At 72.4% G+C, this 24,073-nt stretch carries 18 protein-coding genes; 4 read left to right on the top strand and 14 right to left on the bottom strand.

The window, feature by feature from the left end; translation table 11 throughout:
• Nucleotides 1–27: 27 nt before the first annotated feature.
• Nucleotides 28–2,151, bottom strand: coding sequence for a DNA topoisomerase IV subunit B (locus ACH4OA_RS18460; protein ID WP_365874044.1), 2,124 nt, complete (start codon nucleotides 2,149–2,151; stop codon nucleotides 28–30).
• Nucleotides 2,152–2,591: 440 nt separating this feature from the next.
• Between ACH4OA_RS18460 and ACH4OA_RS18465 the strand changes: the two genes are divergently transcribed.
• Nucleotides 2,592–2,822 carry a hypothetical protein gene (locus ACH4OA_RS18465; RefSeq protein WP_365874046.1) on the top strand — a complete coding sequence of 77 codons (231 nt, stop codon included), beginning with the start codon at nucleotides 2,592–2,594 and terminating at the stop codon, nucleotides 2,820–2,822.
• 100 nt (nucleotides 2,823–2,922) lie between these two features.
• Here the strand turns inward: ACH4OA_RS18465 and ACH4OA_RS18470 are convergent, their stop codons facing one another.
• From ACH4OA_RS18470 to ACH4OA_RS18500, 7 genes are all read right to left on the bottom strand, one after another.
• Complete coding sequence (locus ACH4OA_RS18470) at nucleotides 2,923–3,780, bottom strand: serine protease (protein WP_397943278.1); 858 nt, start codon at nucleotides 3,778–3,780, stop codon at nucleotides 2,923–2,925.
• Nucleotides 3,781–3,902: 122 nt separating this feature from the next.
• Complete coding sequence (locus ACH4OA_RS18475; RefSeq protein WP_397943277.1) at nucleotides 3,903–5,447, bottom strand: RNA polymerase sigma factor; 1,545 nt, start codon at nucleotides 5,445–5,447, stop codon at nucleotides 3,903–3,905.
• A 432-nt stretch (nucleotides 5,448–5,879) separates the two neighbouring features.
• The gene (locus tag ACH4OA_RS18480) at nucleotides 5,880–6,767 is read right to left on the bottom strand and encodes a FadR/GntR family transcriptional regulator (protein ID WP_397943275.1); all 888 of its coding nucleotides are present in this window, start codon (nucleotides 6,765–6,767) and stop codon (nucleotides 5,880–5,882) included.
• A gap of 162 nt (nucleotides 6,768–6,929) precedes the next feature.
• Entirely contained in the window at nucleotides 6,930–9,614 is a 2,685-nt protein-coding gene (locus ACH4OA_RS18485; RefSeq protein ID WP_397969797.1) for an ATP-binding cassette domain-containing protein, read from the bottom strand.
• A 197-nt stretch (nucleotides 9,615–9,811) separates the two neighbouring features.
• Nucleotides 9,812–10,570, bottom strand: a complete 759-nt coding sequence (locus tag ACH4OA_RS18490) for an NUDIX hydrolase (RefSeq protein ID WP_365874883.1) — start codon at nucleotides 10,568–10,570, stop codon at nucleotides 9,812–9,814.
• Between the two features lie 152 nt (nucleotides 10,571–10,722).
• Nucleotides 10,723–12,639: a glycogen debranching N-terminal domain-containing protein gene (locus ACH4OA_RS18495; protein WP_397969841.1), complete on the bottom strand. Its 1,917-nt coding sequence runs from the start codon at nucleotides 12,637–12,639 to the stop codon at nucleotides 10,723–10,725.
• A 929-nt stretch (nucleotides 12,640–13,568) separates the two neighbouring features.
• A complete protein-coding gene (locus ACH4OA_RS18500) occupies nucleotides 13,569–15,236 on the bottom strand; it encodes a DUF4192 domain-containing protein (protein WP_397969799.1) in 1,668 nt (555 codons plus the stop codon).
• Between the two features lie 143 nt (nucleotides 15,237–15,379).
• Between ACH4OA_RS18500 and ACH4OA_RS18505 the strand changes: the two genes are divergently transcribed.
• Entirely contained in the window at nucleotides 15,380–17,545 is a 2,166-nt protein-coding gene (locus ACH4OA_RS18505; RefSeq protein ID WP_397969801.1) for a RecQ family ATP-dependent DNA helicase, read from the top strand.
• A gap of 304 nt (nucleotides 17,546–17,849) precedes the next feature.
• A complete protein-coding gene (locus tag ACH4OA_RS18510) occupies nucleotides 17,850–18,470 on the top strand; it encodes a hypothetical protein (RefSeq protein ID WP_365874891.1) in 621 nt (206 codons plus the stop codon).
• Nucleotides 18,471–18,954: 484 nt separating this feature from the next.
• Here the strand turns inward: ACH4OA_RS18510 and ACH4OA_RS18515 are convergent, their stop codons facing one another.
• The 6 genes from ACH4OA_RS18515 to ACH4OA_RS18540 form a co-directional block, all read right to left on the bottom strand.
• Complete coding sequence (locus ACH4OA_RS18515) at nucleotides 18,955–19,584, bottom strand: hypothetical protein (protein ID WP_365874893.1); 630 nt, start codon at nucleotides 19,582–19,584, stop codon at nucleotides 18,955–18,957.
• Between the two features lie 68 nt (nucleotides 19,585–19,652).
• Nucleotides 19,653–20,354: a ribonuclease HII gene (locus ACH4OA_RS18520; protein ID WP_365874895.1), complete on the bottom strand. Its 702-nt coding sequence runs from the start codon at nucleotides 20,352–20,354 to the stop codon at nucleotides 19,653–19,655.
• Between the two features lie 81 nt (nucleotides 20,355–20,435).
• The gene (locus ACH4OA_RS18525; RefSeq protein ID WP_397969803.1) at nucleotides 20,436–20,996 is read right to left on the bottom strand and encodes a TetR/AcrR family transcriptional regulator; all 561 of its coding nucleotides are present in this window, start codon (nucleotides 20,994–20,996) and stop codon (nucleotides 20,436–20,438) included.
• A 25-nt stretch (nucleotides 20,997–21,021) separates the two neighbouring features.
• Nucleotides 21,022–21,927 carry an ADP-ribosylglycohydrolase family protein gene (locus ACH4OA_RS18530; protein WP_397969805.1) on the bottom strand — a complete coding sequence of 302 codons (906 nt, stop codon included), beginning with the start codon at nucleotides 21,925–21,927 and terminating at the stop codon, nucleotides 21,022–21,024.
• A 12-nt stretch (nucleotides 21,928–21,939) separates the two neighbouring features.
• Nucleotides 21,940–22,599 carry a histidine phosphatase family protein gene (locus ACH4OA_RS18535; protein WP_397969807.1) on the bottom strand — a complete coding sequence of 220 codons (660 nt, stop codon included), beginning with the start codon at nucleotides 22,597–22,599 and terminating at the stop codon, nucleotides 21,940–21,942.
• A 168-nt stretch (nucleotides 22,600–22,767) separates the two neighbouring features.
• Nucleotides 22,768–23,373, bottom strand: coding sequence for a YdbC family protein (locus tag ACH4OA_RS18540; RefSeq protein ID WP_365874903.1), 606 nt, complete (start codon nucleotides 23,371–23,373; stop codon nucleotides 22,768–22,770).
• Between the two features lie 148 nt (nucleotides 23,374–23,521).
• On the opposite strand from ACH4OA_RS18540, the gene ACH4OA_RS18545 reads away from it, so the two are divergent.
• Nucleotides 23,522–24,052, top strand: a complete 531-nt coding sequence (locus ACH4OA_RS18545; protein ID WP_397943267.1) for a TerD family protein — start codon at nucleotides 23,522–23,524, stop codon at nucleotides 24,050–24,052.
• Nucleotides 24,053–24,073 lie beyond the last annotated feature (21 nt).

The raw sequence follows: 24,073 nt of genomic DNA on the forward strand, positions 1-24,073 counted from the left end.
CCTCGCCGGCGATGCCCGGCGCGGCGGCTACGCGTCGATGCGGGAGCGGTCCAGCGTCGCCGCCGAACTGGAGATGAACTCCTTGCGGGGAGCCACGTCGTTGCCCATCAGCAGGTCGAAGACCTGCTCGGCGGCCTCCAGGTCGGAGAGGTTGATGCGGCGCAGGGTGCGGTGGCGCGGGTCCATCGTGGTCTCGGCCAGCTGGTCGGCGTCCATCTCGCCGAGGCCCTTGTAACGCTGGATGGAGTCCTTGTACCGGATGCCCTTGCTCTGGAACTCCATGAGCTTGTCGCGCAGTTCCCGGTCGGAGTACGTGTAGACGTACTTCTCCTGGCCCTTCTTCGGCTGGACCAGCTCCAGGCGGTGCAGTGGCGGCACGGCGGCGAAGACGCGGCCGGCCTCGACCATGGGCCGCATGTAGCGCTGGAACAGCGTGAGCAGCAGGCAGCGGATGTGGGAGCCGTCGACATCGGCGTCGGTCATCATGATGATCTTGCCGTACCGGGCCTGGTCGATGTCGAAGGTACGGCCCGAGCCCGCTCCTATGACCTGGATGATCGCCCCGCACTCGGCGTTCTTGAGCATGTCGGTCACCGACGACCGCTGCACGTTGAGGATCTTGCCGCGGATCGGCAGCAGGGCCTGGAACTCGGAGTTCCGCGCCAGCTTGGCCGTGCCGAGCGCGGAGTCGCCCTCGACGATGAACAACTCGCTGCGGTCGACGTCGTCGCTGCGGCAGTCGGCCAGCTTGGCCGGCAGGGACGAGGACTCCAGGGCGGTCTTCCGGCGCTGGGCGTCCTTGTGCTGGCGGGCCGCGACCCGGGTACGGGCGGCGGCGACCACCTTCTCCATGACCACCCGGGCCTGGGCGGCGGCGTCACGCTTCGTGGCCGTCAGGAACGCCTTGAGCTCGCTGGTGACCACGTTGTTCACGATGCGACGGGCCGCCGACGTGCCGAGGACCTCCTTGGTCTGTCCCTCGAACTGGGGTTCGGCCAGCCGGACCGTGACGACGGCGGTGAGGCCCTCCAGGGCGTCGTCCTTGACGATGTTGTCCTCGGCCACGCGCAGCATCTTCTTGGCGCGCAGCACATCGTTCAGCGTCTGGGTGAGAGCCTGCTCGAAGCCGCTGACATGGGTGCCGCCCTTGGGGGTGGCGATGATGTTGACGAACGACCTGACCGTCGCGTCGTACCCGGTCCCCCAGCGCAGCGCGATGTCGACGCCCAGCTCGCGGGTGACCTCGGTCGGGGTCATCTGACCGTGATCGTCCAGGACCGGGACGGTCTCCTTGAACGTGCCCTTGCCGGAAAAGCGGAGGACGTCGCAAAGCGCCTTGTCGCGCGCCAGGTACTCGCAGAACTCGCTGATGCCGCCGTCGAAGCGGAAGGACTCCTCACCCTTGCTGCCTCCCTCGCCGAGGCCGAACTCGTCACGGACGACGATGGTCAACCCGGGCACCAGGAACGCGGTCTGCCGGGCGCGCTGGTGCAGCGTCTCCAGGGAGAGCTTGGCGTCCTTGAGGAAGATCTGCCGGTCGGCCCAATACCGCACGCGCGTGCCGGTGCGCGTCTTGGGGATCTTCTTGGTCTTGCGCAGGCCGCTCTTGGCCTCGAACGTGGCGTCGGCGCCGCCGGCGGCGAAGGCGCCGGGCACGCCGCGCCGGAAGCTGATGGCGTGCGTGTGGCCGCTGCGGTCCACTTCGACGTCGAGACGGGCGGAGAGGGCGTTGACCACGGAGGCGCCGACGCCGTGCAGACCGCCGGAGGCGGCGTAGGAGCCGCCGCCGAACTTTCCGCCCGCGTGCAGCTTGGTCATGACGACCTCGACGCCGGACAGGCCGGTCTTCGGCTCCACGTCGACGGGGATGCCGCGGCCGTTGTCGCGCACCTCCACCGAGCCGTCGTCGTGGAGGATCACCTCGATGTAGTCGCAGTAACCGCCGAGGGCCTCGTCGACCGAGTTGTCGATGATCTCCCACAGGCAGTGCATCAGGCCACGGCTGTCGGTCGAGCCGATGTACATGCCCGGACGCTTGCGCACGGCCTCCAGGCCCTCGAGGACGAGCAGGTGCCGCGCGGTGTAGTTGGAACCGTCGCGGTCTGCTCCTGCCAGCAGCGCTGTGGACGGCACGGACGTATCGGCGGTCACGCGGTTCGCTCCTCGCTGAATTTCAGGTGGCCCCCTTTTGGGTAAGGGGGCGGCTTCGGTCGCCGCTCAGAGGGTACCGAGCCCTGGTAGAGCCGGTGTAACGCCACCCTCGGCGACACCTCACCCTAGTCCAGGCTCGTATGAGTGTTCGATCCCTCGATGGAGTGAAGCACATATCACGTTCCCTTTGGGGCATGAACCATTTAGGCTCCGGGCACGTCCTCATGAACAACCGGCAACCCGGCCGGGAGGACGAGACAGCAAGACAGCGCGAACCCGTAGGCATACAAGAGACGCAATACGGCACATTCGCCGCCAACCGGCAGCAGACAGCCGGCTCGGAAGATTTTTTTCGAGAAAGGGCCAGGAGCGGGAACGTTTTCGGCCTGGTTGGATGTTGTCCCTGGTACGACAGCTCGTCGAGCTAGAGAAGAGGCGACGTGACTACTGTTCTGACCCCCGCGAGCCCGCTGACGGCCGCCGATCGCTGCGACCGCTGCGGCGCCCAGGCATACCTGCGCGTGGTCCTGCTCAGCGGCGGAGAACTGCTCTTCTGCGCCCACCACGGTCGCAAGTTCGAGCCGGAACTCAAGAAGATCGCCGCTGAGATACAGGACGAGACGGAACGGCTGACCTCCGTTCCGGACACCGCTTCCACCGAAGAGCGCTGATTCTCGCACCCACGACGAGCCAGCCCCGGCACAGGCCGGTGATCGGGCGGCCCCTCCCCACCAGGAGTGGCCGCCCGTGCTCATATCCGCGCGTGCGCCCTCACGAGCCGCCCCGGGACGCCTGCGGGGCCCCGGCGGGCTCCAGCGCCCGTACGACCTCCGAGACGCGCGTGTAGACACCGGGGAGCCCCGGCCGGCCGCAGCCGCTCCCCCAGGAGACGAGGCCGATCAGCCGTCCCCCGGCCACCAGAGGACCACCGCTGTCCCCCTGGCAGCCGTCGGGACCTCCGGTGATCTCACCGGCGCACAGCATCGTGCCGGCCCGGTAGGTGCCCTCGGGACCGCCCGGGAAGGCGCGGGCGCACACGTCGTCGGACAGGACGTGCACCTGGGCGGCGCGCAGCCGCCGCGCGTAGGCTCCTTCACCGGTCGTGTCACCCCACCCGGACACCAGCGCCTTGGTGCCGGGCCGGTAGCCCGGGTCGCCCGCGCGCGCCATGGCGATGACCGCGCTCTGCGGCAGCGGTGCGGCGAGCGTGAGCACCGCGAAGTCGCCGGAGTTCGTCCTGACGTCGTACCGGGGGTTGAGGCGGATCTCCCGTACGGCGATCTCCTCGCCCCGCGCCGACAGCAGGTCCGTGCGGCCCGCGATGACCTTGAGGTCGCGCACCCGGTTCGGCGGGGCTCCGAGGGCCTCCTCACCCAGGCAGTGGGCCGCGGTGAGGACCGTGCTGCGCCCGACGGCCACAGCGCCGCAGAACTGGCCCGCCCGGGTTCCGCCGAACCGGTCACGGCTGGCCAGTGCGACCGTCCAGGGGGCCTGCGAGACATCGATCGGGAATCCTCCGACGACCACGCCGCCGGCGCCCGCGGGGGCGGCGGTCACCAGGGGTATCGCGACCATGGCGGCCAGCAGGGACAGCGGCCGGACCAGCGCCCGGACAATGGAACGGCGCATGCGTGCTCCTCACTCTGGGGACGCCCTGGGGCACCCAGAGTGATCCACGGAGCGGCATCCCGCAGCACGAAGGCCCGGCTCCCGCGATCGGGAACCGGGCCTTCGCCGTCATACGACCGGACCTAGTCGAGGTAGTCGCGCAGCACCTGGGAACGCGACGGGTGGCGCAGCTTCGACATGGTCTTGGACTCGATCTGGCGGATGCGCTCACGCGTCACGCCGTAGACCTTGCCGATCTCGTCGAGGGTCTTCGGCTGACCGTCGGTGAGACCGAAGCGCATGGAGACCACGCCGGCCTCGCGCTCGGACAGGGTGTCCAGCACGGAGTGCAGCTGTTCCTGCAGGAGCGTGAAGCTGACCGCGTCGGCCGGGACGACGGCTTCGGAGTCCTCGATGAGGTCGCCGAACTCGCTGTCGCCGTCCTCACCCAGCGGGGTGTGCAGCGAGATGGGCTCACGGCCGTACTTCTGGACCTCGATGACCTTCTCGGGGGTCATGTCGAGTTCCTTGGCCAGCTCCTCCGGGGTGGGCTCACGGCCCAGGTCCTGGAGCATCTGGCGCTGCACGCGGGCCAGCTTGTTGATGACCTCGACCATGTGCACCGGGATGCGGATGGTGCGGGCCTGGTCGGCCATGGCGCGGGTGATCGCCTGCCGGATCCACCAGGTGGCGTACGTGGAGAACTTGTAGCCCTTGGTGTAGTCGAACTTCTCGACGGCGCGGATCAGACCGAGGTTGCCCTCCTGGATGAGGTCCAGGAAGAGCATGCCGCGGCCGGTGTAGCGCTTGGCCAGGGAGACCACCAGACGGAGGTTGGCCTCCAGCAGGTGGTTCTTGGCGCGGCGACCGTCCTCGGCGATGATCTCCAGCTCGCGCTTGAGCTTCGGGGCCAGCTTGTCGGAGTTGGCCAGCTTGTCCTCGGCGAACAGACCCGCCTCGATGCGCTTGGCCAGCTCGACTTCCTGCTCGGCGTTGAGCAGGGGGACCTTGCCGATCTGCTTCAGGTAGTCCTTGACCGGGTCGGCGGTGGCGCCGGCCGCGGCGACCTGCTGGGCGGGCGCGTCGTCCTCGTCCTCGTCGGACAGGACGAAGCCGGCGCTCTCGGCGCCCTCGGGCTCGTCGGCGACCTTGGTGTCCTCGAGCACCTCTTCTTCGAGGAGCTCGGCGTCGTCCTTCTTGGCCGTGGTCTTCTTGGCGGCCGTCTTCTTCGCGACCGTCTTCTTGGCGGCCGCCTTCTTGGCGGGCGCCGCCTTCTTCGCGGCAGCCTTCTTGGCGGGTGCGGCTTCCTCTACCGAGTCACCGGTGACCGCGGCGGTGGGTGCCGCGGGGGCGGCCGTGGTGGCGGTGGCCTTACGGGTGGTCACCGCCTTGGCCGCGACCGTCTTGGTGGCGGTGCGCTTGGCCGGGCTCTTCGCTGCGACGCTCTTGCGGGTGCGCTTGGGCTCTGCGGCACTGACCATCAGCGTCACACCCTCTTCCTCAAGAATCTGGTTGAGGCTGCGCAGTACGTTCTTCCACTGAGTGGCCGGAATCTGGTCAGCTTCGAAGGCCCGACGCACATCGTCGCCGGCGATCTGCCCCTCAGCCTTTCCCCGCTCAATGAGCGCCATGACAGAGACGGACTCGGCGATCTCCGGCGGGAGCGTACGGGATGTGCTGGCCGACACGAACAACCTCTCGGAACGTTGGAAAACGGCTTCCGGCACCGTCCACTGCGGACAGGAGCCGACCACCGGCCTGGGGACGGGCCGACGGCGCGGGCGGGGCCGGGGAAGATGCACAGCGCCATGCACGGCGTCCGTATTCCCTCCGCGGCTATCACCTCTTAGGTCATCGCGCTGTCTCCACGAGCGTTACGCCCATTCTGCGTGGCCCGAGTCACACCCCGTAAGTATCCAAAAGCGGTCAGATAAGCACATAAGACGTCATCAATGGCCGCATCCCGGCCGCACCCCTGCACCGGAGGCCCCGTCGCACCGTCGGACCCCGCCGGACAGGAATCCGGCGAAGTCCGACGGCGGCCGGTACCCGCGCCCGAGTCCACCGCGAACACCGGCGGGACGCCGCACACCGGCGACCGCACCGCGCCCCTCGCGGGATCAGTGCTCGCGCGGCGCGGGCACCACGCGTTCCACCTCCGGGTGGACCGTCAGCAGCTGGCGCATGGCCGTCTCCGCCGCCGTGGCGTCACCGGCGCCGAGCGCGTCCACGATCCGCGCGTGCTGCGCGAGGGACGTCTCGTTCGGGCGGTCACAGGCGGTGACCGGGCCGCCGGAGACCTGGAGTGCCGCCGAGACGATGCCGGAGAGGTGCTCCAGCATGCGGTTGCCCGCGATCTGGATCAGCATCGCGTGGAACTCGGTGTCCGCGCGCGCGTAGGTGAGCGCGTCACCCTGCGCCATGGCGTGGCTCATGATCTCGACCATGTCGCAGAAGCGCTGCTGCACCTCCTCGCGTCCGTGCCCGGCGGCGAGACGGGCGGCGAGCGGCTCGATCGTCCAGCGCAGCTCGCTCAGCTCCCGGCGCTGGTCGTCGCGCTGCGGCCCGAAGGCCCGCCACTCGATGATGTCCGGATCCAGCAGGTTCCAGTCACTGACGGGACGCACGCGCGTGCCCACGTTCGGCCGGGCGCTGACCAGGCCCTTGGCCTCCAGGACGCGGAGCGACTCGCGGACGACGGTGCGGGAGACCTCGAAACGCTGGCCGATCTCCTCGGGCACCAGCGGGCGGTCCGAGCCCAGATCCCCGGAGACGATCATCTGTCCGAGCTGCTGGACGAGTTGGCCGTGCAGCCCGCGTCCGCGGCTGCCCGCGGCCCGCCGGCCGACACGGCCCAGTTCGGGCTCCCCGCCGTCCCAGGAAGGCGTGCCGACCCGGTCGGCCACCGGGGCTTCGGCGTAGGGGTAGCGGTCGAGTTCGCCCGGGCCGGCCAGACCGGAGTCTGTGGAGCGGGCGGCGGTCATCATGGTGTGCGCAAGGGTACTCACGCATCCTTTGTCGGCGTCGCTTCCAACTCCCTTGAGGTCTTTGGTGAAAAGCACACGAAAGGGTGATCGCTCACCCCGTCGCAATTGACGCCTTATCGGAAAGAAATGGGCTTTCTGCGGGGAGTTGTGGGCAGGGCAGGGCCTCAAGTGTGCGCACAGCGGTCAGCGCAGTCTGGTGCGCAGCGCCGTGCACAGGTACGCGGCGAGCAGCCCGAGGAGCGACAACGCCAGTGATCCGCCTACGGGTTGGGCGAGCACCCGCGCCACGGCGAGCAGATACCGGTCCCCTCCGAAGGGCCACTGCAACAGGTAGACCTCCCGCATCCGCACCGGGAAGTCGGCCGCCAGCCGCGCGGCCGGTCCCTGGAGCGCCTTGTGCGCGAGGGGCACGACGAGAACGGGTACGGCGAGGACGGCGGCCAGTCCGGCCGTCGTGGACCGGAACACACCGGCCGCCAGCACACCGGCCCAGGCACAGCCGACGACCAGCCCGAACCAACCGGCCGTGAGCGAGAGCCAGTCCGCGGGAACTTCCGTCAGCTCCCGTCCGTAGACGACGTAGAGCACTTCGGCGTCGCAGCCCACGGTGAGGAAGGCGAGCAGCGCCGCGGTGGCTCCGGAGACGAGCAGTTTCGCGGTGAGCAGCCCGAGCCGGCGGGGGACGGTGCCGCGGTCCGCCGCCAGGGCGGGGTGGCGGAACTCGTCGCCGAAGGCCAGCGCGCCGAGCAGTCCCGCCGCGAGCGCCGCGGGCGGCAGCGGCAGCTGACGCGGCCAGGCTCCGAACAGCCGCGCCTGCGGAGTGTGCCCGATCCGCGCCAGGAGTACGGCGATGAGCGCGGAGACGGCGAGCGCGGCTCCGCAGGTGACGAAACCGGTGCCGATGCCTGCGGCGCGGCGGATCTCGTAGCGCAGGGGCCTGAGGGGGCTCGGTGCCGGGCGGACGGAGATGGGGGGCGGGAGAGGCGAGGAGGCGGCGCGGACGCCTTCGGTGCGGGCGGCGTGTCCGGGCTGTGGCTGCCGGGCGCCGGGGTTCCTGGCTCCGGGCAGGAGGGTGCGGGAGCCGGTGAGGGCCGTCGCCGGGGCGCTCGCGTCGCCGGGCCGCGGTTCGCGGGTCGGTGTCCCTTGGCCGGGGGCGGTCCGCGCTGCGGCCGTCGAGTCGGCGGACCGGCCGTCACCGGCTCGGGCCTGGCCCCTGCCGGCCGGGTTCTGTGCGCCGGAAGCGGCGGCGTCGTGCGCCGTGCCGGCGGCCGGCGAGGCGTCGCGGGCGCCGGAGACGGCCATGCGGTGATCGGCTCCGGTCCGCTGGTCGACGGCGTGCGTTCGCCCGCCGTCCGCATCGCTCGGCCATGCCGGAAGTCCGCGCCCGGACGCGGACTGCCGCTCTCCCGGGGGCTGGTCCTCCACTGCCGGCACCGCATCCGGTGACGGCGGTGCGGCCACAGCGCGCTGCTGCCGCTGCTCCCGTTGTCCGGCCGGATGCCCGTTGGCCGTGCCGGCACTGGACGAGAACTCCTGTGCCGGGCGGTACGGGTCCAGTGCGGTCCGGTCAACGGCCGCCGACTGATGTCCGGCTGCCGCCGGGCCCGGCCCCGTGCCGCCCGATGCCGCCGATTCGGGGCGCGGTTCCGACACCGGGCAGCCGGTCCCGGCCTCCCGGGACACGGCGGGTCCTGCGTGTTCCGGCTTCGCCGACGCCTCGGCCATGTCCCGGTCACGGTCTGCGGATGAGCCGACGAGCCCGGACCGACCGGCCTCCGGTGCGGGTTCCAGTGTCGTGCGGCCGGGCGCCGTAGGTCCGTGGCCCGTCCGCACCCGGCCCGCCGGGGCGTGCTCCCGGTCCTCCCGCGGGGTGCCGGACGCCGCCGTGCCCCGCTCCGCCGGGCCGCGTTCCGGCTGGGCCCACCGGTCGGCCCGGGGTGAGCCGGGGACGGACGGCCGCGGTTCCCCGTCGACGCCCTCGGCCCCGGCTCCGGGCCCCATGTCTCCTTCCTCGTCGGCCAGTTGATGGACCAGGATGCCGTGGCGGAACGCGATCTCGCCGACATCGGCGGTCGTGCTGCCGTACACCGAGAGGCGGTTGCCGTCCTCGCGTACGACTTCGACGGAGCGGCGGCTCGTACGGGCGTCCTTGGCGACCAGGGCCGCCAGGCGTGCGGCATGGGGGCTGCGGACGGCCACCCGCGGACGCAGCCGGGTACGGGCGAAGGCCCTGGCCTCCTGGTCGGCGACGAGCCTGCCGCCGTCGAGCGTGACGACCCGGTCGGCGGTGCGGGCCGCTTCCTTGGGTTCGGCCGTGGTGAACAGCACCGTGCCGCCCTGGGTGGCGTGGGCCCGCAGCATGCCGTGCAGCCACTGCGCCTCACGGACGGAGAGACCGTCGGCGGGTTCGTCCACGACGAGCGTGTGCGGGTCGGACAGCAGGGCGCAGGCGAGACCGAGTCTGCGGTCCATGCCGCGTGACAGGGTGCCGAGGCGTTCCTCACGGAGACTGACGAGGCCGACCACTTCGAGTACCTCGTCGGCTCGCCGCGCGGCAACTCCCGTCGCGGCGCACAGCATGCGCAGATGACCACGGACCGAACGGGCCGGATGGCCCGGCACGTCACCGAGGAGCACGCCGACTTCCCGCGCCGGATGGGCGATCCGGTGCAGGGGGCGGCCCCTGAAGTAGGTGATGCCGCGCCCCGGTTGGAGCTCAAGCATGAGTTTGAGCGTCGTCGTCTTGCCCGCGCCGGCGCGCCCGAGGAGCGCGGTGACTTGCCCGGCGCGCACTTCGAAGGAGACGTCGTCGACGGCGGGCGGATGCGCCTTGCGGGGATTGCTGGTCAGTCCGAAGGCCTGGATCACCTGCAGTAAGATAGCGCGCTATGTCCTGTTTTTCGGGTATACAACGATTTGCGGGAAGGCGCCATGTGGCCTGACCCCGTCGGTGTGCTCCGTTCGAAGGAACCGGCACCCGGCACGGGAGGTCCGGCGGTCCGGTCGTTCGGGGTGCCGCCGGCCCGTCCCTCAGACCTCGGGGCCCGAAGGGCCCGAACCGTCCCTCAGACCTCGGGGCGCAGCATCGGCGGGTTGAGCAGCGTGGCGCCGCCGGCCCGGAAGAGCTGGGCCGGCCGTCCGCCCTGGCGCGTGGTGGTTCCTCCGGTGGGGACGAGGAACCCGGGCGTACCAGTGACCTTGCGGTGGAAGTTGCGCGGGTCGAGCGCCACGCCCCACACCGCCTCGTACACCCGGCGCAGCTCGCCGACGGTGAACTCGGGCGGGCAGAAGGCGGTCGCCAGTGACGAGTACTCGATCTTCGAGCGGGCGCGTTCCACACCGTCGGAGAGGATCTGGGCGTGATCGAAGGCGAGCGGCGCCACCGGTTCGCCGTCACGACCGTAACCACCCTGCTGGAGCAGTTCCTCGACCGGGGCCCAGCGCGCGTTGCTGGCGTCACCGCCGGCACGCGGCGCGGGCAGGTCGGGCGCGAGCGCGAGATGCGCGACGCTGACCACGCGCATGCGCGGGTCCCGCTTGGGGTCGCCGTAGGTGGCGAGCTGCTCCAGATGCGCTCCGTTGTCCGGGACCGGCACCGAGGCGTCGTGGGCGCACAGCCCGGTCTCCTCCGCCAGCTCGCGCGCCGCCGCCTGGGACAGGTCCTCGTCGGCCCGTACGAAGCCCCCGGGCAGCGCCCAGCGCCCCTGGAAAGGAGGCTCGCCCCGGCGGACCGTCAGCGCGCACAAGGCATGGCGGCGCACGGTCAGCACGACCAGGTCCACGGTGACGGCGAAGGGCGGGAAGGCTGACGGGTCGTAGGGCATGCCGCGATCATAGTCGTCTGCCTGACGATAAACACTCCCTCTACGGTGGCTTCGGTGGTGGTTCCGCTTGTTCCGGCCTGGCGCGCGGGACCGGCCCCCGCGCACCCGCAACCGGTGGCATCGCACGAGGACGTCGTCCTCCTCTTGAGAGGTCAGGCGCCCAGTCGCAGGCCGTCCGCAGCCTCCTCCACCATCGCCAGTCCCAGTCGGCTGACACGTACGGCGAAGGGAGCGCCCGCGACACGCAGCCCGCTGAGGCCCAGTTCGCCGAGGGGCGCGCTCCGCACGGGCCGCAGGGTGACCGTGCGACCCGGGGTGTCGGGGCGGATACCGGCGAGGGCGGTGAGCAGAAGGACCACGGAGGCCGCGGCGGTGGCCGCCGGACGGCAGGCCGCGGGGTGCGGGAGGGGCGCGGAGCCGGCGGTGCGCTGTTCGCCCGCGAACATCTCGGGCAGTCGGTGGCCGAAGTGCTCCGCCGCGTCCAGCAGCCCGGTCAGCAGGCCGGTCGCTTCCTTGTCGTAGCCGGCCGCCGCCAGTCCGGCGACCGCCAGTGCGGTCTCCTGGACCCGCACGGCCCCGGTGCGGTGGCCGAACGGGTTGTGCCCCGCCTCCTTGGCGCCAAGGCCCCGCAGTCCCCAGCCCGTGTCCATGGCGGGGCCGCCGAGGAGCCGGGCGACGTATTCGGTGCGCACCTTGTCCAGCAGGCCCGGGGCGAACCGGCCGGCGCCGAGCAGGCCGGTGTCCAAAAGGTGGACCGCGGTGGCGGTCAGGTGGGGCACGGGGCGGCCGTCCGGTGCCAGGGCCGCGGCCGGGCGCCCGCCGCCGCGGTCCTCCACCCAGAACTCGGCGTGGAAAGCCGCTCTGAGTGCCTGCGCCCACTGGCGCAACTCCGCGGCGCCGGGTCTGCCGTAGGCGTCGAGGAGATCCGCGCCGAGCTGGGCCGCGCGGTGCGCGTGGGCCTGGGTCTCGCAGCGGGCCGGGCCGGCGGGATACGGGTCGGTGAGGTAGGTGCCGTCGCCGACGGTGGTCCGCAACCAGGTCAGACAGCGCTCGGCAGCGGGCAGCAGATCCCGGGTCTCCTCCTCGGGCAGCCCCCAGCGGCGGGCCTCGGCGAGCAGGACCGGGAAGAGCAGCGTGGCTTCCATGCCTGTGCAGCTCGGCGGGAAACGCGGGCCCGTGTCGCGTCGTGGGCCGGGGATCAGACCGGCCCGGGGGCCAGGGCCCGCGAGCTGGGTGCGGGCCAGGGTGCGCAGGGTGCCCGCGGCGAGACGGGTCCCCAAGGGAAGCGTCATGCGGGCGGCGGCGAGGGCTTCGGCCGGGGCCATTCCGCAGCGCCAGGGGGCGCCCGCCGCGAGGTGGGTGTCGGCGGGATGCGCGGGGTCGCGCAGGAGCAGTGCCTGAAGGTCGGCGATGGCCGAGCGCAGCAGCGGGGCCAGCCGGGGGTCGTCGCCCTCCGCCCGTGCGGGAGCGAGAGGTGCGGTAGCGGTGTGCCCCGCGGCCCGCAGAGGGGCCGAGCCGTCGGGCCGCACCCTCAGTTCGACGGCTGCCGTTCCGCCGGGTGGCAGTGCCAGTTCCCAGCGCAGCAGTCCGGCGGACGCCAGGGCGTCGGTGGGTGGCGGGTCGGCGGTGACGCAGGCGGCGGCGTCGGCCGTGGCCCAGCGCAGGCCCGAGCCGTGGACGCTGGCCGGCAGTTCGGGTCCTGCCGTGCCGGCGGCGACAGCACCGAGTTCCGCCAGGTCGGTACCGAGGCTGACCTCGAGCGGCAGGCGCAGCGGACGCAGGGCGGCGTTGCGGAGAGTGATCCGCTCGGTTCCGTCGGCGTGGCGGGTCCGTTCGACGACGACTTCGGGGTCGGGGCCGATGGCCGGGGAAGCGCGCAGTGTCGCCACGAAACGGGCGCTGTCGGCTCCGGTCATCCTGGCCTGCACGGGCAGCGGTTCCCGGCCCGCCACGCGCACCAGGCACCGGGAGAGCAGCCGTCGGCCACCACGGTAGAAGCCGTCCAGTCCCTGTCCGGCGAGCTGCCCCGGCTCACCGGAGATGGCGAGACCGGGCAGAGCCACACAGATCAGCGCGGTGTGCGTAGGCGGCAGCTCGGGCGCGGGGCGGCCGCCCGGGGCCGGGTGCGGCGCGGAAGCCGAGCGGGGTGGCGGCGCGGGGAGAGGCGGGGCCGAGGGAGGTGATGTGGCCGCGGGCGGTTGTGTGGCCGCGCGTGGCGAGGAAGCCGAACGGGGTGGCTGCGCCGAGAGAGGCGGGGTCGAGGGAAGCGATGTGGCCGTGGAGGGTTGTGCGGCCGTACGGAGTGACGGGGCCGTCACTGGCTGGCCCGCGCCGGGTCGGGCCGGGCCGGGGGACGGTCGGCTGTTCTGGGGCGCGAGGGCCCGTTGACGTGGGCCCGTGGGTGGGGCGAGGGGCGGACTGGAGGGTGCTGTGCCGGGGCCGGCACCGTCCGTCGCGAACGGCTCGTGCGTTCCCCCGGGCGGACCTTCACCGGTGGCGTGGGGCGGAGTCGGCTGCTGGTGCATGGGGTGGCTTCTTCTGTGCTCGGTGCGCCTCGTGGGTGCCGGGCGGCCGGTGGGTCGCCCCGGGTGACAGGGGACGTACGGCGGCACCACCCGTACCGGGGTTCCGCCACTCAGGTGAACGGCGGGAGACTCGTCCGGGTCACGGCCGGCGGCGGGGAAGCCCACCGAATGGCGCTGTGGTCCCCTGCGCTGCGCCGGCTCCCTCAGCACCACCGGCTGGATCGCCGGCCGAGGCCGCGCCACGGCGGCCGGCCGACGGGGACGGCCTCGGAGTACGGCCGACCGGATGCGTTCCGCCAGCCGGTGGCGGCCCCGCGCCAGGGGTCCGCGGCGGCACGGAAGGACTTTCCTGATTTCGGTCTCCGCAGGTGGGCCGGCCTTTCCGGCAGAGGCAACCGCCCGCCTGCGCCCGCACCGGCCGGCGATCACCCCACTCCGCCGGACCGCGTCCCACCGCGGCGCCCGGACCACGCTCATCCGTCGTCTCCCGGTCGCGGGCGGCCGCCGTCCGACGGGGCATCGCCGGTCGCGGTGTCACCGGGGCCGGTCACACGCGTGCGCGTGGTGCTCACGCCCCGGCCACCGGGCCGGGTGGCCTCGGTGGCCGACGACCGGGGGCGGGAGTCGGCCGGTCCGCGCCGGCCCGTCTTCACCCGGGCCGTGGGACGTCCGTCCCCGCTGCCCGCGGATCGGGCTCGGCGCCTCCGCCGCCCGCCCGCACGAAAGTCACGGCTCTCGTCGTCGGCCGGGTCCGAGGGACGGTTGGGCTCGGCGTGCACGTGCGAGGCCGCCGGGACGCCCTGTGCCGCGACCTGCCGCCGCGCGCTCTCTTCTCCCGTGGCCCCTTGGCGCGTGGTCTCGTCTTCTGTGAGGTGTTGCCGCGTGCTCTCCTCCGCAGCAGCCCCTTGCCGGAGGGCCTGCCGGCGCGTGGCCGGCTCCGGTGTGCTCCGCGCCGGTGTGTGCTCCTCGCTCTCCGCGCGCAGGCAGCGGCGGACCGCCTCCGGGTCGAGCCCCTCGTTGCACGCCTGGTGCAGCAGGCGGGCGAAGAGGTAGTCGGGATCCGCGCCCAGTGCCATGGCCAGTGCCTCGCGTGCCTCCAGTTCGTCGCCCGTGGACCAGGCGACCCAGCCCGCGAGGGTCAGCGGCGCGGCGGCGTGCTCGCCGTAGGGGCCGACGCAGCGGCGGGCCAGGGCGCGCCAGAGCCGCAGAGCCGGGGCCGCCTCCTCTCCCTCCATCCAGGCAGCGGCCTTGTCGCGGGTCGTGCGGTCCTGGAGTCCGAGGATCAGGGCCGCGGCCTCGTCGGCTGCGAGGAGGCCGTCGTCGCGTACGTCCGCCGGGCGCGTGCCGGGGACCGGTGCGGCGGCGGCGAAGCGGTGGATGACGCGCTCGGCGAGGACGAGGGTCTCCTCCGCCACTTGCTGGCGGCTCGTCTCATCGAGGATGCGGGGCAGCAGGCTCATGCCCGCCGCGTCGAGGGCGATCTGCTGGGGCAGCGCCGCGGCGGATTCCCAGGGCTGCAGCCTGGCGCGCAGCTCCTTCAGCGTGCCGCGCACCTGGAGGCCGGCGTAGGTGGCCGCCGCGGCGATCACGGAGGTGCCGGGCAGGCCCATCGGTGTGCCGTCCTCGGGGCAGCAGCTGCCGGCCGGGCAGCAGTACGACCAGAAGCGCCCGTCGGAGACGCACAGGGCCTCGATGACCGGCACGTCCAGGCTGCCGCACTCGGTGCGCATCAGCTGGGCCAGCCTCTCCAGCCGTCGTTTGACGTCCCGGCCGGACTCTCCGGGGGCCGGTTCCTGGCAGACGTAGGCCACCATCGCCTCGGGCCGGGTGCCGCGCCGCTCGCTGCCGGTCACCAGTCCGCGGGCCAGTTGCCGGGCCGCGGCCTCCCAGTCCTCCCCGTTCGCCGGGATGCCGAGCCGGGCCCGGCCGCCGAACCTGCCGCGGCCCCCGCGGTCGTGCAGGGCGACGAGGACCATGCTGTCCTCCGGGCGGTACCCGAGCAGGTAGGGCAGGGCGTCGGCCAGCTCGGCCGGGGTGCGCAGGGTGACCTGCGCGACGTGGTCCGCCGGTCCGGCCGACGGGGCGTGCGCGGAGATCCCGTCGTTTTCGGAGGGTCCGGCGGTTTCGCTGTGATTCGTCATGCGGCGACCATCTCGCGGATTCCAGAATTCCGCTTAAGGGCCTGTGGATAAGTCGAATCAGGGACACGACAAGACGATCGCTTGTCCACAGCCGCGCCCGGAGACCCGCCCGGTTGTCGGTCCCGTCCTGTTGTATGGAACCCATGGAGCACACGAGCAACGCGGATCTCCGGGCAGCGGCCGATGCCGTTCTCGCCCGGCTCGTCGGGGACGCCACGGGCGCCGCCCGGCTGCGCGAGGACCAGTGGCGGGCGATCGAGGCGCTGGTCGCCGACCGGCGCCGGGCCCTGGTCGTACAGCGCACGGGCTGGGGCAAGTCCGCGGTGTACTTCGTCGCGACCTCGCTGCTGCGGGCCGCGGGAAGCGGTCCGACGGTGATCGTCTCGCCGCTGCTCGCGCTCATGCGCAACCAGGTGGAGGCGGCGAAGCGGGCGGGCATCCACGCCCGGACCATCAACTCGGCCAACACCGAGGAATGGGAGGCCGTCCAGGCCGAGATCGCGGCGGGCGACGTCGACGTGCTGCTCGTCTCGCCGGAACGGCTGAACAACCCCGACTTCCGCGACCAGGTCCTGCCCAAACTGTCCGCGGCCACCGGCCTGCTGGTCGTGGACGAGGCCCACTGCATCTCCGACTGGGGCCATGACTTCCGTCCCGACTACCGCAGGCTGCGCACCATGCTCGGCGACCTCCCCCCGGGCGTCCCCGTGCTCGCCACCACCGCCACGGCCAACGCGCGGGTGACCGCGGACGTCGCCGAGCAGCTCGGGACGGGCGGCACATCCGACGCGCTGGTGCTGCGCGGGCCGCTGGACCGGGAGAGCCTGAGCCTCGGCGTGCTGCGGCTGCCGGACGCCGCGCACCGGATGGCCTGGCTCGCCGACCACCTCGACGACCTGCCGGGGTCCGGGATCATCTACACGCTCACGGTCGCCGCCGCGGAGGAGGTCACCGCGTTCCTGCGGCAGCGCGGACACGCGGTCAGCTCGTACACGGGCAAGACGGAGAACGCCGACCGGCAGCAGGCGGAGGACGACCTGCTCGCCAACCGGGTCAAGGCCCTGGTGGCCACCTCCGCGCTCGGCATGGGCTTCGACAAGCCGGATCTCGGTTTCGTGGTCCATCTCGGCTCGCCCTCCTCCCCCATCGCCTACTACCAGCAGGTCGGCAGGGCCGGCCGCGGCGTCGCCCACGCCGAGGTACTGCTGCTGCCGGGCAAGGAGGACGAGGCGATCTGGGAGTACTTCGCGTCGCTGGCCTTCCCTTCCGAGGACCTGGTCCGGCGCACCCTCGACGTCCTCGCCCGGGCGGACAGACCCCTGTCGCTGCCCGCGCTGGAACCCCTGGTCGAACTGCGCCGTTCCCGGCTGGAGACCATGCTGAAGGTTCTCGACGTGGACGGGGCGGTGCACCGGGTCAGGGGCGGCTGGACGGCCACCGGACAGCCGTGGTCGTACGACACCGAGCGCTATGCGTGGGTGGCCCGGCAGCGCGCGGCCGAGCAGCAGGCGATGCGCGAGTACGCGAGCACCACCGAGTGCCGGATGGAGTTCCTCCAGCGTCAACTGGACGACGAGGGCGCCAAACCGTGCGGCCGCTGCGACAACTGCGCGGGACCGCGCTTCACCGCGGACCTGTCCCCGGACGTTCTGAATGCTGCGCGCAGCGACCTGGACCGGGCCGGGGTGGAGGTGGAGCCCCGGCGCATGTGGCCGACCGGGCTCCCGGCCATCGGCATCGACCTCAAGGGACGCATCCCGGCCGGCGAACAGGCCTCGCCGGGGCGGGCCCTGGGGCGCCTGTCGGACATCGGCTGGGGCAACCGGCTGCGTCCGCTGCTCGCCCCGCAGGCACCGGACGCGGCGGTGCCGGACGACGTGGCGCGAGCCGTGGTGGGCGTCCTGGCCGACTGGGCCCGCGGCCCGGGCGGCTGGGCCTCCGGTGCCCCCGATGCCACACCCCGGCCGGTGGGCGTGGTCACCATGGCCTCGCACACCCGGCCCCGGCTGATCCACTCCCTGGGCGCCCGCATCGGCGAGATCGGCAGGCTCCCGGTGCTCGGCTCGGTGGAATACGCCGGGGATGTGCCCCGGATGACACGCAGCAACAGCGCACAGCGGCTGAAGGCCCTCGCCGGAGCGTTGACGGTGCCGCCGGCTCTGGCGTCGGCGCTCGCCGAGGCCGGCGGTCCGGTGCTGCTGGTCGACGACTTCACGGAGACGGGCTGGACCCTGGCGGTCGCGGCGCGCCTGCTCCGGCGGTCGGGGGCGGCCGGCGTACTGCCGCTGGTCCTCGCCGTTCAGGGATGAGCACGGCGTTGCCGCTGGTCCGCGCCGTCCGGGCGTGCTCGCCCGGTCGTCCGCGGAGAGGTGGCCGGACCGCGGGCGGAGTTGTCAGGCGTCATCGGCCTGCCGTTTGGGTAGGGGATATAAGCCACGCACCACCAGATAACAGCCGGTGGCCCCAATTGCTCGTTGCCGCAACCAAGTTCGACAGGAAGAATCGAGATCCGCTACCCGTGCTGCTCGACCGTGACCGGTTGGGCTCCGGCCCGGTGCGCTCCCCTGAATCCGACCCCGCCCGCAGTGTGGGCGCGTAGCCGAAGGGAGGAACGTGACCTTCGGATTCGCATCGTCCTCGGCCGCCTCCTTGTCGACGTCCGCGTCCGCCGCTTCCGCCGGTCGCCTGCTTGAGCCGGCGGAGTGGGCCGCCGCCGGAATCCCCCTGCTGCGCAATCCCCGCGAGGTCGTCAGCGGGCTGCATACCCGGCACCGCCCGAAGCCGCTCACAGCGGTCGTGGCCGTGCTCGACCCGGACGAACGGGTGCGGGCGAGCGCCTCGTTCACGCGCCGCGCGGACCCCGCAGACGGCTGGATGTTCCGCAACGTCCTGCTGGCCCAGCTGCGCCGGGTGATTCCACACGACCTGCGACGGCGTACCCCGGTGCGCACGGCCGTCCTGCTCTACTGCCGTGAGGGTGACGCGCAGTGGACCGAGGAGGACGGCGCCTGGATGTGGGGGCTGCGCGACGCCTGCACCCTGCACGGGCTGCGCTGCGGCGCGTACATCACGCTGACGCACGACGGCTGGCAGGTGCTCGGCGAGGGCCGCGGCGGACGCCGGCCGAACGCGCACTCGGAGCCGGAGCCGTTCGCCACCGCGGAGGGCCCGCCGCTCGTGCCGCGCACGGGTGGTCCGGTCTCCGAGGTGCTGCGCCGCGCGGCGGCTCGCTGACTCACGGAACAGCGCGGTGCGGCGGTACGACCATGGGTGCCGTGTCCGGGGACAGGTGGCCGCGGGTCCGGACGAGGCGCGTGCGGTGCGGCTGACCGGGCACCGGCCGCGCTCCGCCGCCGCGGCGCACCAACTGGGCTACGCCACGATCAAGCCACCGCGCCGGACCGGACTGGCCCGACCGATCCCGGCCCCGGCCCCAGCTTTTGCGCCCCGCCCCGGGGTGACCCGCGACGGCGCACCGGCGGGCGTTCATGGCCGCGCCGGCGGGACGGGCCGCGGGCGGGCGGGCATCGCCGTGGCGGGGACCGCCGTACCCTCCCGGCGCGCAGCCGCTGCCCGCGTCTCCCGGCGGCGCCTCAGGAGCCGCTCCGCCGGCGGCGCGGCGACGACCCGTCGTCCGGGCACGCCAAAAGCCACACCGTACGGATCGCGCCGGAGCGGCTTCTACGGCACCCCGGTGTCCCGGGGTGCCGGACGCGGCTCAGACGCCGGCGCCCAGCACCGAGTTGATCTGCTGCGGGTCGCCGCAGACGATCAGCAGCGCACCGGCACGGGCATGGGCCAGCGGCAGGGCGGTGGCGGCGACGGAGGCGGGACCTCCGTTGACGGCCACGACGACCACCGCGCGGGACGCGGCGCGGGAGACCGCGGCGGCGTCCGCGTAGAAGACGTCGTCACCGGCGTCGTGCTGCGCCCAGTAGGACGCTTCGCCGAAGGACAACTCGTGCTCCGCCCACGGGTGCTGGGCGCCCGTGGTGATCACGAGCACGTCACCGGGGGCACGGCCCGAGTCCAGGAGCAGGTCCACCGCCTCCTCGGCGGCGTCGAGCGCACCCTCGGCCGAAGCCGGGATCAACTGGATCTGCGGGCTCGCCGCGGCGGCGGGAGCGGCCGGACCGGAAGGGCCGGGCTTGACCGGAGCCACGTCACGCTGCGTGCGCTGCACCGGCGGCGTGGGCCGCAGAGGGCCGGGACGACCGGGGCGGGACGGAGCCGCGGGGCGGGGGCCGGGTACGGGGCGAGGGGTCGGCGCGGTACGGCCACTGGCCGGAGTGGCGCGGGGACCCTGGGCACTCTCGTGAATCTGAGGCTCCTCGGGAATGAGAGGCATGAGCTGATATTTATCAAACGTTGGTGCGGCGCGGATGGCCGGGTGGCACATCAGTGCGAGCGGAACCGTCAGAAATCGAAGCCGAGCTGGCCCTCGATTACCGGAACGTTTCCGTCCGCCCAGCTGCGGACCTTCTTGAGGTGCCGCCACTGAGGCAACGCATCAAGATACGCCCACGACAAACGGTGGTGCGGGGTGGGTCCCCGTTCCGCCAGTGCGGCCTTGTGCACGGGCGACGGATACCCGGCGTTGTCCGCGAATCCGAAGTCTGCATGGTCGATACCCAGTTCGGCCATCATTTTGTCGCGCTGAACCTTGGCGATCACCGACGCCGCCGCCACGGCCACACACGAGCGATCGCCCTTGATCACCGTGCGGACCTTCCAGGGAGCGCCGAGGTAGTCGTGCTTCCCGTCGAGGATCACGGCGTCGGGGCGGGCCGGCAGGGCGTCCAGGGCACGGACCGCGGCGAGCCGCAGCGCGGCCGTCATCCCCAGGTCGTCGATCTCCTCCGGGGAGGCATGCCCCAGCGCGTAGGCCGTCACCCATGACCGCAGGGTCTCGGCGAGTTCCGTGCGCCGCCGGACCGTGAGCAGCTTGGAGTCGGTCAGTCCCTCGGGCGGGCGGCGCAGTCCGGTGATGGCCGCGCAGACGGTGACGGGACCGGCCCAGGCGCCGCGCCCCACCTCGTCGACACCGGCAATGACCTTCGCTCCGGTCGTGGCGCGAAGGGAGCGCTCGACGGTGTGAGTAGGTGGTTCGTACGGCATGGCGCCCTTAGCGTACGCCGCCGGGATCGTCGCGCGACACCCCGGTCACCGGACCGGCGCCGAGGACGGCGGCGCGGGCCGTCAGGCTCCGTAGGGCCGCAGCAGCGGGAGCATGAGCCGGTCGACCATCTCTTCGAGGTTCTGATCTTTCCATTCGCTTGCGCACATCTTCGAGCGGTACATCATCATGGCGGGGACGGCGTCGAGGACATATCCGTTGACGGCGTCCGCGCGGACCTCTCCTCGCTCTATTCCACGGGTGATGACCTCGCGAAGCAGTGTGATGGTCGGCTCGACGACGTTCCCGACGATCACTCCCTGGAAACGCCCCGCTTGCCCGTCATCACATTCGTGAATGACCGAGCGCAGCGCGACACCAGGGCGGGAGTACATGACCTGCCGCACCTGCCGGCACAGGGCGAGCAGGTCCGCGCGCACGCTGCCGAGGTCCGGGGCCTTGTCCACCTGGGGCAGTCCGGACACGAGGGCGTCCGCGACCAGGTCCTCCTTGGAGGACCAGCGGCGGTAGACGGCCGCCTTGCCGGTCTGGGCACCGGCCGCGACACCCTCCATGGTCAGCCCCTTCCAGCCGACCGTGCCGAGCTGCTCCAGGGTGGCGTCGAGGATGGCGCGCTCCAGCACGGCACCGCGCCGACGACGGAACCCGTCAGACGCCCGTGGGCACCCAGTCCGGCAGGGCCTCGGTGCGCTTCACCCATGCGGCGGGCGGGGCCCCCGCCTCACTCGCGGCGAGCACGCCCCCGACGATCGCGCAGGTCGTGTCGATGTCCCCGCCGACCTGGGCCGTGGTCCAGAACGCCGACGCGTAATCACCGAGGGACCGCGCGGCGGACCAGAGCGCGAAGGGGACGGTGTCATGGGCGGTCGTACGGCGTCCGCAGCCCAGGACGGCCGCGACGGTGGCCGCGTCGCCGTAGTCCAGCATGTCCCGGGCGCGGCGCAGGCCCTGGCCGACCGCGCTCTTCGGCACGAGGGCGACGACCCCGTCCAGGAGCGCCTCGGGGGCGGGCGGACCGTCCGGCGAGCCGGCCAGTGCCGCCGCCGCGGCGACGGCCATGGCGCCGACCACGGCTTCCCGGTGCTGGTGCGTGGTGTACGCCGAGATCTCCGCCTGGTGGGTCGCCTGCTCCGGGTCGTCCGCGTACCAGGCGCCCAGCGGCGCGATCCGCATCGCCGCGCCGTTGCCCCAGGACCCCAGGCCGGCGAAGAGTCCGGCCGCCAGCGGACGCCAGTCCTCACCCGCACGGACCAGACGGAGCAGCTCGCTGACCGCCGGGCCGTATCCCCGGTCGACGTCGTGGTGCTCGGCGAAGGAGCGGGCCAGCGCGTCCTGGTCGATCCGGTGGTGGGCGGCGAGGACGGCGACCACGGAGCAGGCCATCTCGGTGTCGTCCGTCCACTGCCAGGGGCCCGCGGGCAGCTCGCGGCGCTTGAGCAGGGGATGGTGCGCGGGCACGAAGAACTGGGAGCCCAGCGCGTCCCCCACCGCCAGCCCGCGCAGGCTCGTCAGCGCACGCGCCAGGCGCCCGGAGGATGAGGAGTCAACGGTCATCGCCCTGCCACTTTATCCGGTGCCCCAGTACGGCACCGGTTCGCGCCACCGCTCGAAGGGCCGGTCGAGTGTGTACTTGCCGTCCTCTCCGAGAACGAGCATCCGCATCTCGGCGTTCCCGGGATTGGACAGCGACTCGAATTCCGCGACCGTCCAGTGGAACCAGCGCATGCAGAACAGCCGCATGGCGAGCCCGTGGGTCACCAGGAGGACGTTCGGCGGGTGGTCGGGGGCCTCGAAGCTGCGGAACAGGCTCTCCAGGAAGCCGCCGACCCGGTCGTACACGTCGGCGCCCGACTCGCCCTGCGGGAACCTGAAGAAGAAGTGGCCGTAGGCGTCGCGGTAGGCCTTCTGCAGCCGTACGTCGTCGCGGTCCTGCCAGTTGCCCCAGTCCTGCTCGCGCAGTCTGGGCTCCTCCCGGACACGTATCAGCCCGGGGTCGAGGCGGAAGCCGTCGAGCGTCTCGTGGGTGCGGCGGTACGGGGAGACGTACACGCTCACCTGCTCCCGGCCGAACAGCTCCCGGAGCCGTTTCCCGGTCTCCTCGGCCTGCTGGCGGCCGCGCTCGGTCAGCGCGAGGGCGTGGTCGGGCTCCCGCTCGTACACGGAGTCGTCGACGTTGCCCATGGACTCGCCGTGCCGGACAAGGACGATGCGCCGTGGTCGTGCCATGCCAAAACCCTAGATCGAACGACGGGGAGCCGAGCACCCGCACCGGCTCCATACGGCGTAGGTCACAGGATATACGGCGTAGGTCACACGTTCCCGGGTGCCGGAACAACTCAGCGTCATCGCGAGACTACCCGGGCGGTACCGGTGAACACCTGTACGGCCGTCGGCTCAGACCGTCCAGGAGGGCTCCAGGTCCACGAGGTCACCGGAGAGCGCCGCGATGTCCGCCTCCGTCTGGGCGCGCAGGGCGAGGCGCTCCACACGCTCCGTCCGGTACTTCCCGTGCTCGGCCGCCGACCGCCACATCGACAGGACCAGGAACTCCTGCTCGGGCGCCTCCCCGAACATGCCGCGGATCATGCCGGGCGAGCCGGCCATCGCGGGGTTCCAGACCTTCTCCTGCATGAGGGTGAAGTGCTCGACACGCTCCTCGCGGACCCGGCACAGGGCCACGCGGACCAGATCGGCGTCGGTGAAGCGCGGCTCGAAGCCCGTCTTCACGTCGAAGCGGTACTCGAACAGCTTGGCCTGGGCGTCCTTGAACGTGCCGGACTGGGCGGCGGCCAGGCGGTCGTGGGAGCGGGCCATGAAGGAGTCGTAGAAGGCCCGGCTCTCCCAGAAGGCGAAGGTGTGCGCCACTCCCGGCCGCTGCCGGCTCCAGCCCCCGCCCTGTCCCCGGAAACCCGGCTCCCCCAGAAGCCCCGCCCATTTCCGCTGCCCCCGCTCGAACCCGCGGCGGTCCACCACGGTGCAGCGAATCCACTTGACCAGCACCGCGCCATCGTAAGGCCACGGACGTGGCGCCGGTCACGCTCCTCGGAGATCGCCCGCACGCGCCCCCTCGTGCATGGCACGATGGACAAGCAATCCCCGCTGCACGGGAGTTGGGGTCGAGCGAGCCACAGGGGGAAGGGGAAGCCCAGTGACCGGCTTCAATAAGGGAATCAGCAAGGTCGAGGTCTCGCTCAAGTGGGACCCCAGTCCTGCGGGCCGTCCGCCGACCGATCTCGACATCGTCGCCGCGACCTTCGAGTCGGGTGACGCGTACGGGAGTCCGGCCTATCTGGTGCACTTCGACAGCCGCTCACCGGACGGCACGATCACCCTCAACCGTGACAGCACGGACGGCAAGGGGTTCGGCTGGGACGAGGTGATGACGCTCGAACTGGAACGGCTCGACGGCCGCTACACGCGCGTGGTGGTGGGTGTCGTCATCCAGCAGCGGTACGGACAGCGGTCCTTCACCGGGGTGCTGAACCCGGCCATGCGCATCCGTGAGGGCTACACCGTGCTCGCCGAGGACGACTTCGCCGCGGTGCCCGCCGCGACGGCCGCCACGATCGCCGAGTTCGTCCGGGACGGCTCCGGGGAGTGGACCTTCCGCCCCGGCGTGCACGGCTTCGACGACTCGGAGACCTTCACCCAGGTCATGGGCCGGGCACACCGGCCCTGACCTGCGCGCGCGATCCGCATG

Origin of the sequence: Streptomyces sp. NPDC017095 (assembly GCF_044332325.1) — a bacterium.
Lineage (GTDB): Bacteria > Actinomycetota > Actinomycetes > Streptomycetales > Streptomycetaceae > Streptomyces.